Below are 15,603 nucleotides of genomic sequence, written 5' to 3'. Positions count from 1 at the left end.
TTAATGTCACTCAATAAATATGATATTGCTCGTCGTTTCATTGCGTTACCAGCAGAAAAGCGCAGTGCATTTTTGCAGGTTTTAGCACAAAAAGGTATCGATTTTTCGCGTCTTCCTATCGTACCTGCCGTGCCAGCAGATAGTGCTATGCCATTGTCGTTTGCGCAGCAACGCATGTGGTTTTTAGAGCAGATGCAACCCGGTCAAAGTGCTTACCATATTCCTGCACTGTTGCAGCTAGATGGTGTATTGAATCGAACTGCACTAGATGCTAGTTTTAACGCTTTGATCGCGCGCCATGCGGCGTTGCGTACTACATTTCATGCACGCAGCGATGGACAGGCCGAACAACGTATATATGAGGCGGCTTCACTAAACATCATTGAAACTGATCTTTCCACTTTATCTTCCACACAACAACAGAGCGAACTTGAGCGTATAACAGAACAGGAAACACGACAAGCCTTTGATTTAAGCACCGGTCCTTTGTTGCGCGTCCATTTATTCAAATTCAATGCATCTGTGCATTTCTTGTTATTAGTACAACACCACATTATTTCTGATGGTTGGTCTGTGGCTTTATTACTAGAGGAATTTGCACTGTGTTACTGCGCTTTTGTACAAGGAAAACAACCCAATCTACCCGAATTACCGATTCAATATAGCGATTATGCACTCTGGCAACGCCATTGGTTGGATGCTGGGGAACGCGAGCGCGAACTTGCATGGTGGCGGGCAACCCTGGGTACTTTAGTTGATGAATCTCCTGTGCTGCAATTGCCGACCGATTATCCTCGCCTAACCAGTCCTAGCTTGCGAGGAGCGCGGCATACTGTAGTTCTGGATGAAGCATGCTCGGCTGCTTTGCGTACTCTAGCTCAAAATCATGAGGCAACTTTGTTTATGGTCTTATTGGCGGCGTATCATCTGTTGTTATGGCGCCTGAGTGGGCAGACAGAAATTTGTGTTGGAGTATCTGTAGCGGGTCGGACGCGTCGTGAGGCAGAAAATGTGGTGGGTCTCTTTGTTAATATTCAGGTATTGCCCGCTCAACTTAAGGGAGAGATGCGTTTTACGGAGTTACTCGCCCAAATCAAAACAGCGGTATTAGGTGCACAAGCTCATCAGGAGTTGCCATTTGATGTCTTAGTAGACGCGTTAAAAATTAAGCGTAACGTCAGCTATAATCCCCTCGTACAAGTTAAATTCACGCAACAAATTGCTTTGCCAGAACTCATTGATTTACCTGAGTTGACCGCAAAACTACGGCCGTTACCTGATCACGCTGCTCGTTTTGATCTGTCTTTAGATGTCACTGAATGCACACATGGAATCGAGGCGATATTTAATTATGCCACCGATTTATTTGACGCAGCCACGGCGGAGGGTTTTGCTGATAGTTATGTGAGTATACTTAAAGCCGTTGCCGCCACTCCTGAAATTTATCTTGCTGGTTTACAGATTCCTTGTCAGCCTGCCGATTTTATGTTGCGTGGTGAATCATTGCCGCACCCTCCTACCTCTATTCTCTCTGCATGGGCGCAGAGTGTAGCGCTACAAAATCACGCCATTGCCGTACGTGATGAAACCCAGAGCATTAGCTTTGCTGAACTGGATAACCAGTCTAATCGTTTGGCACGTTTTTTACAGGCACATGGTGTGGGAGTTGAGCAGCGTGTGGCAATATGTGCAACACGCTCAGTACCTTGGGTTATCGGTATACTTGCTGTGTTAAAAACAGGGGCTGCTTATTTGCCGCTTGATCCTCAGCTACCACCCGCTCGTTTATCCTTGTTATTGCGCAATTCCGGGGTGCAATGTGTGTTGACGGATGCAATAGGGGCTCAGGCTGTCATAGGAGCAGAAATGCGGGTAATTTCCCTGGAAACTGAGCCAACATGGACTAATTACGATACAACTCCATTGACAAAATATCCTCCAGCCGATGCAGCAGCCTATGTGATTTATACTTCGGGTTCTACTGGCCAGCCCAAAGGTGTTGTAATCAGCCATCGAGCGCTGGCTACTTATGTGAGCGGAATGTTAGCACGTTTTCAGCTTCCAAAAGACAGCAGCATGGCGCTGGTATCTAGCGTTAGCGCGGATCTTGGGCACACTATGTTGTTTGGTGCCTTATGTTCAGGACGAACACTGCATCTTCTCTCCGTAGAACATGCTTTTGATCCCGACCATTTTGCTGCTTATATGGACGCGCACCAAGTTGGTGTATTGAAAATTGTGCCAAGTCATTTGCAAGGCTTACTTGCTGCTGCTAACCCAGCTGCGGTGCTGCCACGTCACGCCTTGATCCTGGGAGGAGAAGCGCTACCATGGTCACTGTTAGAGCGTGTGCGTACATTGCATCCGAATTGCCAGGTATTTAATCACTATGGACCCACAGAAACAACGGTCGGTATTTTAACGCAAGATGCAACACAATCTTCCAAAGATATTAAAGGGGCGAGTGTGCCTTTAGGTCGCCCCTTACCTTATGGTGAAGCTTATATTTTAAATAGTGATCTCAATCCTGTGCCACGTGGCAGCACTGGCGAACTCTATCTTGGGGGCCCAGGTTTAGCGCGGGGGTACTTGGAACGTCCAGACTTGACAGCGGAACGATTTATACCGCATCCATGGGCCGATGGGGCACGACTTTATCGCACTGGTGATCTCGTGCGGATGCTACCTAATGGTCTATTGGATTTCTTGGGTCGAGTGGATGATCAGGTCAAAATACGGGGTTATCGAGTTGAACTCTCTGAGGTTGCTTCGGCTCTACGTTCTTTACCCGGCGTTGCTATGGCAGAAGCTCTCTTTACAGTACTCAATGGTGATACGAATCATCAGCAATTAATCGGTTATGTTGTACCTGATGTTGGTAAGCGATTGGTGGTGGATGAGATAAAGCAAGCTCTGACACATCATTTACCTGATTACATGTGTCCTACCTATTTTTTCATACTAGAGAACATGCCTCTGACGGCTAATGGTAAGGTAGATCGTAAAGCACTTCCTCTACCCAACAAGAACACTTCATCTATCAATTTGACTAAGCAGAATGCTTATTCAAGAAATGAGCAGATCTTGCTTGAAATTTGGCAAGCGGTATTGGGAATAACAGCAGTTGGACTGCACGATAATTTCTTTTCCCTGGGAGGTGATTCAATTCTAAGCCTACAAATCATCGCACGGGCACGCAAACAAGGTTTGAAGTTAACACCAAAGCAGCTATTTGAACAGCAAACCATTAGTGAATTGGCGCTCGTGGCAACTGCTATTGATAGTTCATCGGCCAAGGCCTTCGTTACCTCGTCGCGTCCATTTACTCAGGAGGTTTTATCACTAACTCCAGCACAATTGCGATTTTTTACGCTGAATATTAGCAATCGTCATCATTGGAATCAGGCTTTGTGTTTTTCTTTAAGAGAGCGTATTGATCCAGCCTGTTTGCAGCGCGCTTTCATTGCTGTACTTGAGCAGCACCCGAGCTTGCGTTGTTGCTATCAAGATCAATATGGGCGTTGGCGTGCCTATGTCATGCCACTATCTGCGACAGATATTCTTTGGTTACGGCCTTGGACGAGTGAGACACAATGGGCTGCTGTATGTGATGAGGCACATCGAAGTCTTAATTTGGATAGGGGCGAATTACTGCGTGCGGTATTAGCCGAATCTGCTGATGGCACCCAATTTTTGTTTATCACGATTCATCATTTGGCTGTGGATGGTGTTTCATGGCGCATACTCATTGATGATCTTGATACGGCGTATCGTCAACTCACACATGAGAAATTGCTCGCACCTGTTTTACCAGCACCAAGTAGCCCCAGTAATGCTTGGGCTATGCGTTTGATGAACTATGCTAACAGCGATGCGTTGGCTGTAGAACTACCTTATTGGACTGCGTTAGCTGATGCCCCAATTGCTTTTCCACGTGATATCCCTGTTGAAACAGGACTCCTAAGCGATTCGATGCAAGTGGAGATGAAACTTAATTCTAACATGACCCAGCGATTACTCAATGCGACATCTGATGTTTATTCATTGCTGCTCAGTGCTTTGATAGATACATTAAGTCGCTTTACAGCCTGTGACAAAGTATTGATAGAATTAGAAGGTCATGGGCGTGAAGCGCTGTTTGAGGACATTGATTTATCACGTACTATCGGCTGGTTTACAAGCCACTTTCCAGTATGTTTCCAGGTGAAAGAACAGCGTGAAGCAACGCTCAAAGAGGTGCAAGATACCTTGCGTCAGATTCCTTGTAAAGGTATTGGTTTTGGCATTTTGCAGTATCTGGCATGCGCCGAATGGCGTTCTTTGATTACGGCACTCCCTAGACCACGCGTTACTTTTAACTACTTAGGGCAATTTGCTAATCACCCTACTGACCAGACTTTATTACACCCCATATTTGGTACTTCTGGTACTGAGCGTGATAGCAGTGGGTCGCTCACTAACTGGCTAGCAATTCATGGTCAGATTAACGCAAATGAGCTTGTACTTAATTGGGTGTTTAGTCGTAAGATGTATCGTAAAGATACGATTCAATGCTTAGTCGATGAATATCGTCAGGAACTCCTCTCTTTAATTACCCAAAGTGTTGCACAATCTGACAATATCCTGCAATCTAATCATTTTCCACTCACGCATTTAAAGCCAGCTGAACTTGCATCTTTACCTGTATTTGCACATGATATTGCTGATATTTATCCGGCTGCACCGTTGCAACAAGGCTTGCTATTTCATGCGCAGTTAACACCAGGCGATATGACGTACATCAATCAGTTATCAATGAGGTTGACTGATCCTGATGTTGCGCGTTTGGCCGCAGCCTGGCAAGCAGCTGTAAAGCGGCACGATATTTTGCGCACTGGCTTTTGGTACGAAGGGGTTAGCGTTCCCCAACAAGTGCTGTATCACAACGCACACCTGTCCTTGGACTACCATGATTGGCGTGGTAAAGAAGACTCCAGCGCGGCATTAATTGCATTTACGCAGGCTGAGCGTCAACGACCATTTGATTTACTTCGTCCGCCGCTTATGCGTCTCGCATTGCTACGTCTTACAGAACATCATTATCACCTAATTTGGACACGTCATCATCTTTTGCTCGATGGCTGGAGTACTGCACAATTGTGGAGTGAAGTTTTGCAACATTACGCGGGAACACCTTTAGCACCGTTGAGCCCATTACGTTATCGAGATTATATTGCCTGGTTAATTACTCAATCAGAAGAAGCGAGCCGTCGGTTCTGGCAAACACGCTTATCGCAACTCAAAGAAGTCACACGATTGGTACAACAGCGTCATCACAATATTACTGGCTATGAAACGATACAACGGCAATGGTGTAGTGCCAACTATGCACAAATACAGGAAGCAGCGCGTGCCGCACGCATTACGCTTAATACACTCATTCAAGGAGCTTGGGGTTTACTGTTGCAGCGTTATACTGGCCAACATAGTGTGGTGTTTGGTTCCACGGTTGCTGGGCGTCCTCCTGAATTAGCCGGAATCGAGAATGTACTTGGATTGTTTATTAACACCTTGCCAGTACAGCTTACTCCACTCGCTACGCAGACTGGTGGAGAATGGTTACGTGCGGTACAAGCCGATAATATTACCCTCCGTGAATACGCACATACACCGTTATTTGATATTCAACGTTGGGCGGGTCAAAGCGGGCAGGCGCTCTTCGATAGTTTGATCGTATTTGAAAATTATCCCGTAGCACGCGAATGGAACGAGCGTCACGCGACTTCTTTGCAGTTTGATCAATTAGCTAATGTCGAAGCAACCAACTATCCTCTCACGCTAGTGATTACACAGGGTGATACGCTGGCGGTGGAGTATGGCTTTGATCGCAGCTATTTTAATGCTGTAGAAATTGAGAATCTCCATAACCACTTTGCAGTACTGCTTACAGAGCTTGCCCAAAATCTAGATCGTCCACTTGGTACATTGTCTTTGCTCACCCATCAAGAGCAAACGCAATTAATGACATGGAACGCAACAGCAATGGGAGATACACTCGCATTCAATGCTATACATCGTGACTTTGAACGTCAAGCACAGAGCCAACCCGATGCAGTGGCCTTATTATTTGGTACACAGAGCATGAATTATCGTGAATTGGATCAACGCGCTAATCAATTAGCACATCGCTTGCGTGCACTAGGAGTCACGTCGGATGATCCTGTTGCGATATGCATGGAGCGTTCTTTTGAGTTGGTGATAAGCTTACTCGGTGTGCTGAAAGCAGGTGCAGCGTATGTACCTATCGACCCGCGTTATCCCAAGGCACGCCGTGTTTCTATATTGGCTGATGCACAACCTGTTTTGCTTCTAACACAAAGTACATTATGCGACGACATTGACGGGGAAGTACCATTATTATGTTTGGATAATGAAGATCTATCATCCTATCCGCAGGATGTTCTTGTCCTAGATCCTCACCCAGATCAATTAGCTTATTTACTATACACTTCTGGCTCCACCGGTCAACCAAAAGGAGTGGGCAACACACATGGCGCTTTGCATAACCGCTTACAGTGGATGCAAACACGCTATGGTTTAACAGAGTCTGACACGGTATTACAAAAAACTCCCTTTAGTTTCGATGTTTCTGTGTGGGAATTTTTTTGGCCACTTATGTTTGGTGCACGCTTAGCCATTGCTGCTCCAGAAGATCACCAGGATCCTGTACAAATAGCTGCATTAATCGAACAGCATACCGTAACTGTTCTCCATTTTGTACCATCGATGCTGCATGCGTTCCTCGCAAATGGGGTGGATTCGCGTCGCTTCTCCCAATTACGGCATATTATCTCCAGTGGAGAACCCTTATCTGCCAAATTAGCCGCGCACGTCAAGAACTGTTTGCCACATATTGAACTGCATAACCTTTATGGTCCAACAGAAGCTGCTATTGACGTTACGCATCGGACTTACCAGCATGATGATGTAGATTCAGTGCCCATTGGTCTGCCTATTCATCAAACGCAAATCCACATTCTGGATGATGCACTCAATCCTTTGCCTCCCGGTGTTAAAGGAGAGCTCTATATTGGCGGAATAGGTTTGGCACGTGGCTATCTTAGGAAAGCAGCATTGACAGCGGCCTCTTTTATTCCTGATCCATTCCAGCATGGGGCCCGACTTTATCGCAGTGGGGATTTAGCACGCTGGCGTGTGGATGGTGTCCTAGAGTACTTGGGGCGCATCGATGGACAAGTGAAACTGCGTGGTCAGCGTATCGAATTAGGAGAAATTGAAGCACAATTGTTGAGCCATCCTGCAGTACAAGAGGCAGTAGTGCAGGTATTTTCTGGCGAACAGTTGATCGCTTATGTGGTATTAAAACAAGAATGCAGTAAGCAGCTATTGCTTGACTACCTCGCAGCACATCTACCTCATTTTATGCTGCCGGCACAATTGATTTTATTGGAGGCGATGCCACTGAATTTCAATGGTAAGTTAGACCGCAAAGCATTGCCCGAGCCAGTTTGGCAAAGCGATAGCCAGGCTATACCGTTGACTCATACGGAACAACAATTGGCGGCAATTTGGTGTCAGGTATTGGGTATAGAGCAGGTCGGGCGTAGGGATCATTTCTTCCGCTTGGGAGGACACTCTTTATCAGCTACTCAGGTTATCTCACGGCTTAAGCAGGAATTACAACTGAGTATTCCGTTACGGCAGGTTTTTGACACACCCATATTAGCAGACTTTGCATGCATGATCGATCAAGCGGCTACGTGTCGCTTGAACGAGAACAAGCTGGATATTCTGGATGCCTTGTTAGATGAAATGGAGGCCCAATGAATGAGGATAAACTTCAGCAATTAGCGCGCAACTTTGCTGAACGAACACCGGCGCAACGTAAACTCTTTTTAGAACGTTTAACTGAGCACGATATTGATTTTAGCCTGATACCTATTGTGCCGCGTAGTGTAAATGGAGCAGATAAAGATCAGCTCCCTGCGTCTTATGCACAGGCGCGCTTATGGTATTTATGGAACTTGAATCCAGATAGCCCTGCTTACACTATGGCTGGTCGTCTCGCGCTCAGTGGTATATTGAACGAGGCAGCGCTAACCAAGAGCATGAATGCACTAGTGGCTCGTCACGAAGCACTTCGAACCACGTTTATTATGAATGCCACAGGAGAGGTACTGCAACATATTCATCCACCGGCGCCAGTCCCTATTCGTCGCTTGGATTTGGAAGGGGCTACCGAACAGGAAGTGCTCCAAGCAGCAGAACGAGAAGCATTACAGCCATTTGATCTGAGCACTGGCCCATTGTTGCGCGTTATGTTAATCCGTCAAAGTCCTCAGCAACATTTATTGCTACTGACAGTGCATCATATCGTGTCTGACGGCTGGTCAGCAGCACTTATGCTTGATGAGTTAGCGCAAGGTTATCACTCGGCGTGTCTTGGTATTGAACTTACGCTACCGCCTTTACCGATTCAGTATCCTGATTTTTCGCAGTGGCAGCGTCATTGGTTAGAGGCGGGCGAAGGGCAACGTCAACTGACCTGGTGGCGCGAATTCTTAGGTACAAACCACCCACAACTTGAATTGCCTGTTAAATACACTAGATCCACTGGAATTCCACATACGGCGGCACGTTATGAATTTACTGTTCCTCCTGAGCTGCACACACACGCACGTCACTTAGCACAACAACACGGTGTTACATTGTTCATGTTGTTATTAGCCAGTTTTAATGTTTTGTTATATCGTTATACTGGACAAACTGATATTCGTCTTGGCATACCTGTTGCAGGACGACAACGAGCGGAAAGTGCCAAGCTGATTGGCTTGTTCATTAATACGGTGGTGCTACGTACCTGTCTTACCGGCGAGATGAGTTTTGGCTCACTGCTGACACAAGTTAAAAGCGCCCTATTGGATATTGAAGCGCATCAAGATCTACCGTTTGAACAATTGGTAGAAGCACTGGACATAACTCGTCAAGCTGAGCAGCATCCTTTATTTCAAGTTATGGTTAATCATCAAGTGGCTCGTACTCCACTAACTTGGCCTGGATTGTTGGTTGAAGAGGTCTCTGTTGGAAGTGCTCTGGCGAAATTTGATTTGACCTTGTCAACCGAAGAAAAGGCTGATGGCAGTCTTTGGGGGGCTTGGGTATACAGCAGTGTGCTGTTTACCCAAGCGACGATAGCGCAGTTGAATACCCACTTTTTCGCAATTCTTAAACAATGTGTCGAAGCTCCAAATACCCTGTTGGCGCAATTGTCATTGCTGACACAGGAAGAGCATACGGATATTGCGCGTTGGAATGCAAATGCAATAGTTGCACAACCCGCATTTATCCCTATCCATCATACGTTAGCAGAGCAAGCCCGTTGTTATGGTGAAAGGCAGGCATTGATTCACAGTTCGGCCACGTTGAGTTGGTCTGATTTAGAGGTCTGTGCTAATCGCCTTGCTCATCAATTAATTGCTTGTGGGGTGGGAGCTGAGATTCGAGTGGGTGTGAACGTAACGCGTTCCCCGCAAATGATTATCGCGATGTTGGCCGTATTAAAAGCGGGAGGTGCTTTTGTTCCTTTAGATCCCGCTTATCCCTCTGAGCGCCTTGTTTATATGTTAACAGACGCAGGTGTGAGCCATCTTTTGACGGAGCGGGCGCTGGCCAGTGGCTTGCCTGTTATTGAATCCCTGAAGGTATTGTTCCTTGAGGATCCACGTACGTCTTATCCGAGCACAGATCCTGGGGTGGCAATCCATCCGGAGCAAAGTGCTTATGTGATTTACACCTCGGGTTCCACGGGTCACCCCAAAGGGGTGACTGTGGCTCATGAGGCTTTAGCCCATCATTGCCAGGCTATTGGTGCTTGTTATGATTTGTCTTCTCAAGATCGAGTTCTGCATTTTGCGTCAATCAATTTTGATTTAGCCCATGAATACTGGTTGATGCCCCTGTCGTATGGTGCAAGCCTGGTCATTACGGATCAGCCTTTGTGGGGAGCCCAGGAGATGTGTGAGCAGCTCCTGCATCATGGTGTAACGGTAGCTGCTTTTCCCCCCAGTTATCTCCTGCAGTTAACGCAAGCGGTGCAGTCAAGAGGACTCAAACTCCCCTTACGCGTTTTGGCTTTCGGTGGTGAGGCATTGTCGAGTACCCATTTTAACCAAGTCCGTGCGGCATTTAGTCCTGCGACGTTAATCAATGGTTATGGTCCAACGGAAGCCGTGATTTCCCCGATGCTGTGGATTACTACGCCAAAGAGCGAGCCAAGCAGCTGGCAAGGAGGGGCTTATTTACCGATAGGTACACCAGTTGGTGCCCGTAGCGCATACGTGCTCGATGGCTCGTTAAATCCACTGCCTGTGGGAGTTGCTGGTGAGCTGTATTTGGGAGGAGTGCTGTTAGCGCGTGGGTATCATCAACGTGCAGGTCTGACTGCGGAACATTTTATTCCCGACCCTTGGCACGTCGGTGGACGCCTCTATCGCACAGGAGACCGTGCCCGTTGGCGTGCTGATGGCAGTGTAGAGTATTTAGGACGTGTGGATAATCAAGTCAAACTACGTGGACAACGTATTGAATTAGGCGAAATAGAAGTTCAGCTTTTAGCCTGTGCTGAAGTATGCGAGGCAGTGGTGGTCTTACAAGGAGAGGGGGTTCAAGCACGGCTGGTGGCGTATGTGGTGCCGTACTGCGCGCCGCTTGATTGGGCTGGATTACAACAGCAGCTCGCCCAACGATTACCTGCTGCGATGTTACCGAGCCAATGGGTGGAATTGAGTAAGTTGCCGGTGAATGGCAGTGGCAAATTGGATCGACATGCGTTGCCGATACCTACCTCTGAAGAGGATGTTCGACCCTACCGTGCACCTCAGAGCGCCACAGAAATCAGTCTGGCAGCCATTTGGGCGGAAGTACTACAGGTGGCGCGTGTGGGACTTGATGATCATTTTTTCATGTTGGGGGGACATTCGCTCACGGCGATGCAAATCTGTACGCGCATCCAGAAGCAAATGGGGCTAATGGTACCATTACGTACCCTGTTTGATACTCCATTATTTGGTGCATTTGCACAACGAGTTGCTCGTGAATGTGGCGAGAGCAATACAGTAGTCCCCGGACTAATTCCACACCATCATCCTGAATATGCAATACCTCTTTCATTTGCGCAACAAAGCTTGTGGTTTCTGTGGCAGCTTGCGCCATATGATTCCGGCTATAACATTTTCACGGCTCTACGTTGTCATGGCAAGCTTGACCGCACCATTTTACAGCGTTGTATCGATGCATTAATTGTGCGTCATACTGCCTTACGCACTACCTTCAGCAGGAACGTGCACGGACAGCTTCAACAAAACATACATGCGCCAACATCTCTGTTAATTCGTGAGGATGATTTTTCTCACCATCCACCAACAGCACGCCTGGCGATTGCACAACGTGTAGCGACAGAGGAGTCACAGCAACCCTTTAATTTAAAACATGGCCCATTAATACGTCTGCGTTTGCTGCACTTGTCGCCTGACGATCATGTTATGTTATTATCCATACATCACATTGCTGCTGATGGCTGGTCGATGGGGATATTTTTTAAAGAACTTACGGCGCTTTATCGCGCTGAATTAATGGGAAGTACTATTGAATTACCCGAGTTGAGCATCACTTATGCTGATTATGCCAGTTGGCAGCAGCGGCCAGGCGTTGCACAAGCAAGCAGCTTGGCGTATTGGCGAACTCAATTGACCAATTTACCTCAACTGCTCTTGCCTTCAATCTCAACCTCATTTGGACACACTCCCACTTTGCGTGGTGAGCAATTATTGTTTCGTTTGGATCCAATTTTGCTGCAAAAAGCACGTACATTCGCGCAACAACAGGGAACCACTTTATCCATGTTGTTACAGACTATTTTTCATGTGGCACTCTATCGCCATACAGGACAGGCAGATCAATGTATTGGTACATTACTATCCAATCGTGAACACCTCACCACTGAGAATTTGGTCGGCCTGTTTCTTAATGCGTTGCCGCTTCGAGTATGCATTGATTCGACGCAAAGTTTGATGGTGCTACTTAGCATGGTAAAAGATACAGTACTTGGAGCACAAGCACATGCCGATGTGCCATTTATTAAGCTAGTGGAAGCTTTACGACCGCCTCGCAGCGCGGGTCGCAATCCATTGTTTCAGGTGCTTTACAACTTTTTACCTCCTAACGCCGACACATTGACATTACCAGACTTACAGATTGAAGAATTTCCTGTGCCACGCAATACCCTAGTATTTGATCTGGAATTTGACTTGGCTGAAAATGCGCACGGACAAGTGCGAGGAGCCTTATCGTATGCAATAGAGCGTGTGGACGCAGCGTTCGCGCATGCGTTATGGGAAGACTATCCACACCTTCTTGCCGCTTTACTTAATGCACCCGATGCATCTTTAGCAACACTGATCACACCCATTGCACCAGCAACGATCATTAAAACGAAACCACAGGAGATAGCACCACCTCATGTGGCACTCGAAGCGCGATTGGCCACTATTTTTATGGAGGTTCTTGGCCTTTCTATTATGTTAACACGCGATGATAATTTCTTTGCCCTTGGTTTGAGCTCGTTGGATTGTTGCTTTGTGGTGGAACACGCACGCCAGCAAGGAATTACATTGTGCGTTAACGATTTATTTTTATACCAAACCCTGGCTGAATTAGCGGCTGCACTAGCAGTATCTTCAGTTGCGCTAAAATCGCCCATATAAAAAGGACACCCATGTTGCACGAATTCGATTTACCTGGAAACATACATCTTGATGCCCAATGGCAAGCGCCAATGCTCAAGGTCAGGCTCAATGGACAGTTAGCACTACAAGTGCAGATCAGTGTTAATGAAGGGATTCATTGCCATGCAACCCTCATCACTTTGTTTATCCAAGACACTATGCAACAACGTTGGGCATTACTTGCCGCGCTACATAGTGTGTTTATGATGGAGACACAATTAAGCAAGTTTTATTTGCAATGTACCGATTATCCGCACGCTTTATCTGCTTGGCTGCAAAGCGGTTTGGTGATGAGTGATACCGATGGGCAGTTCTTTTGTACCCGAGAAAGCTTGGTGCAACAGCCCGATTTATGGCTGGTAGGAGCTTGCCATGGCACGTACCCGCATTCTTTTTTAATAAGTAACGGCAAACGTCATCCTCGTCGTCCACCACAACGTTATGGAGTAGTGTATCGGCGCTTTATTCCGTGGTTAGGGCAATGGTTGACGTTGCGCACCTTGGAAGCTGAACCTGATCTTGAATCCATTCATCATTGGATGAATACACCGCGGGTGGCCAAATTTTGGGGTGAAGAAGGTGATTTGAAGCACCATCAGGCTTTTATCGATAAGGTATTAACTGATCCGCACGTGCATCCATTGATCGCTTGTCTGGATGAGCAGGCATTTGGTTATTTTGAAGTGTATTGGGCTAAAGAAGATCGTATCGCCCCATTTTATGCAGTGGGAGATTATGATCGCGGCATACATATGCTAGTAGGTGAAAGCTGGGCACGAGGGCCCCAGCGTGTTGCGGCATGGTTACCGTCATTGGTGCATTACATCATGTTGGATGATCCGCGCACCCAGGTAGTCGTGTGCGAGCCACGTGCTGATAATGCGCGTATGATCAGCTACTTACAGCATTATGACTTTGCTTATTTGCGGCAATTTGATTTCCCGCATAAACGTGCAGCACTTATGCTGTTGGAGCGTGAGGTATGGGCGCAAGCTGATTGGTTTAATCCACCAATTGCGGCAACTGAGTTGCATCAGACAGTTGATTAACCTTATGTTGTTGCTCATCGCTTACCACTATCCCATTTTCCAATTTGATACAGCGATCAGCCAAATGAAAATAGCGATCATCATGGCTGATTGCTAAGACCGCTTTGCCACGCGCAGCAAGTTCAGGTAAGAGCTCTTGATAGAATACCGCTTTAAAAACAGGATCTTGATCCGCTGCCCATTCATCAAACAAATAAAAAGGGCGATCTTCTAGGTAAGCAACCACCAGAGCCAAGCGTTTACGTTGTCCTTGGGAAAGTGCTTGCGTAGAAAAAACACCATTCACGATTTTCACTTTATGATCCAGATGTAACTTGGCTAGCAAAGCGTTAGCACGGGCATCGAGATCGTTATCAACAGCAGTGATCCCCAATAACGATTCAAACAAATAAAAGTCAGAAAACACGGCGGAAAATAACTGACGATATTGTGTCCGATTAGCATCGGTAATGAGATTACCATCCAAACGTATCTCAGCATTTTCTGAGGTGTAGAGGCCGACCAGTAACTTCGCGAGCGTGGTTTTACCGCTACCGTTACCGCCGACTAAAAAGGTCAATTCACCGGGGACAAAGTTTAAGTTAATGGGACCGAATTGAAATACATCGTCTTCTTTTTCACGATAATAAATGTGAGTGAGTTCAGTTATGCTCAAAGTTTGGAATGATTTAAAAGAGGGACCTTGTATTTTTTCCTCGGCGGCAGGTAATTCGAGTAATACATCTTCAATGCGATTTAGAGATACGCGAGCGGCATTGAGCGTAGGCAGATTGTTGAGTAATCCATCTAATGGAATCAGCATGAACAAAAATACGATGACATAGCCTGCTAATACCTTAAAATCGACCACCCCAAACTGGCTGATGCCAAAAATAACCACCCCTAAAAAAATGTAGAATAAAAACAAAATCCATCCCACGCCCACTGCATAAGAAGCAAAAGCATGTGTACGATGCCGACGTACCGCATCAATTTCGGGATTGAGAGACTCCGTCATAAAACTCTGTGCCCGATCACGGTGTAACTTAAGTTCTTTTGCACCAGCAAACAATCCATTAAAATACTCAAATAATCTGTCTTGTGCTTGGCCTGCTGCTTCTAAAGCACGAATGGCGCGCGTATCTCCAAGACGGTAACCTAAAGAACCGAGGATCACTACTGTGCAGGCTAAAGCAAATACTGGCCAAGATAACCATGCTAAATATCCTAAACATCCAATAACAATTGAACCGTGCATAAGCAGATTGGGTAAAGCAAAAAACAGCATTGATACATTTGTGGCATCTTCAGTAGCAATAGATTGAGATCGCGCCACCCCTAGAGTTTCTACATCAAAAAAAGATGCATCTATTACTCGCTGAGCAATGTATTCGCGTATTTTACTCATTGTGTTTTGACTAAGTTGTGCAAACAGTACACCGCTTACAATTCGACTTAGTAAGGTGAGCACGGCTAAAGCGGCAAATTGCCCAGCTAGAGGAAGCAAGGCATCAGCCGAACGGGTAATAGCCTGGTTAATTAATGCAACCAGTGACACGCTCGCTAAACCGTTAATGATGCAGGCACATAGGGCAACCAGCAGCGTCCCTCTAGAACGAGACAGTAGCGATAACAATAACTGTGTTGCGGGTCTAACATTAAAGCAAAATAAATTTTTCATAATACTCAGAAGTCGATGTCTCTATCTATAAGACGATTGAAGATGGCAAATGGTTAGGAAAAAATTAAAAAATTTTACCTTTAATTTGAGTAAATGCGAAAGATTATCATTT

General features: G+C 46.3%; 4 protein-coding genes. 3 read left to right on the top strand and 1 reads right to left on the bottom strand.

All coding sequences use genetic code 11. The features are described 5' to 3' along the window. Positions 1 to 3: 3 nt before the first annotated feature. Genes DYH34_RS14820 through DYH34_RS14810 form a run of 3 tightly spaced genes read left to right on the top strand, consistent with a single transcriptional unit; the run spans position 4 to position 13,831 of the window. The gene (locus tag DYH34_RS14820; RefSeq protein ID WP_058464665.1) at positions 4 to 7,827 is read left to right on the top strand and encodes a non-ribosomal peptide synthetase; all 7,824 of its coding nucleotides are present in this window, start codon (positions 4 to 6) and stop codon (positions 7,825 to 7,827) included. Continuing rightward, complete coding sequence (locus DYH34_RS14815) at positions 7,824 to 12,761, top strand: non-ribosomal peptide synthetase (RefSeq protein WP_115342628.1); 4,938 nt, start codon at positions 7,824 to 7,826, stop codon at positions 12,759 to 12,761. Before DYH34_RS14820 ends, DYH34_RS14815 begins: the two co-directional genes overlap by 4 nt. 11 nt (positions 12,762 to 12,772) lie before the next feature. Beyond that, positions 12,773 to 13,831, top strand: coding sequence for a GNAT family N-acetyltransferase (locus DYH34_RS14810; RefSeq protein WP_058464390.1), 1,059 nt, complete (start codon positions 12,773 to 12,775; stop codon positions 13,829 to 13,831). Here the strand turns inward: DYH34_RS14810 and DYH34_RS14805 are convergent. Next, complete coding sequence (locus DYH34_RS14805) at positions 13,785 to 15,491, bottom strand: cyclic peptide export ABC transporter (protein ID WP_058464391.1); 1,707 nt, start codon at positions 15,489 to 15,491, stop codon at positions 13,785 to 13,787. The two genes, DYH34_RS14810 and DYH34_RS14805, sit on opposite strands and share 47 nt — an antisense overlap. Between the last annotated feature and the right edge of the window lie 112 nt (positions 15,492 to 15,603).

The organism is Legionella cincinnatiensis (assembly GCF_900452415.1).
Lineage (GTDB): Bacteria > Pseudomonadota > Gammaproteobacteria > Legionellales > Legionellaceae > Legionella > Legionella cincinnatiensis.
The sequence above is the reverse complement of the archived record's forward strand: the minus strand, read 5'-3'. Positions and strand labels throughout refer to the sequence as shown.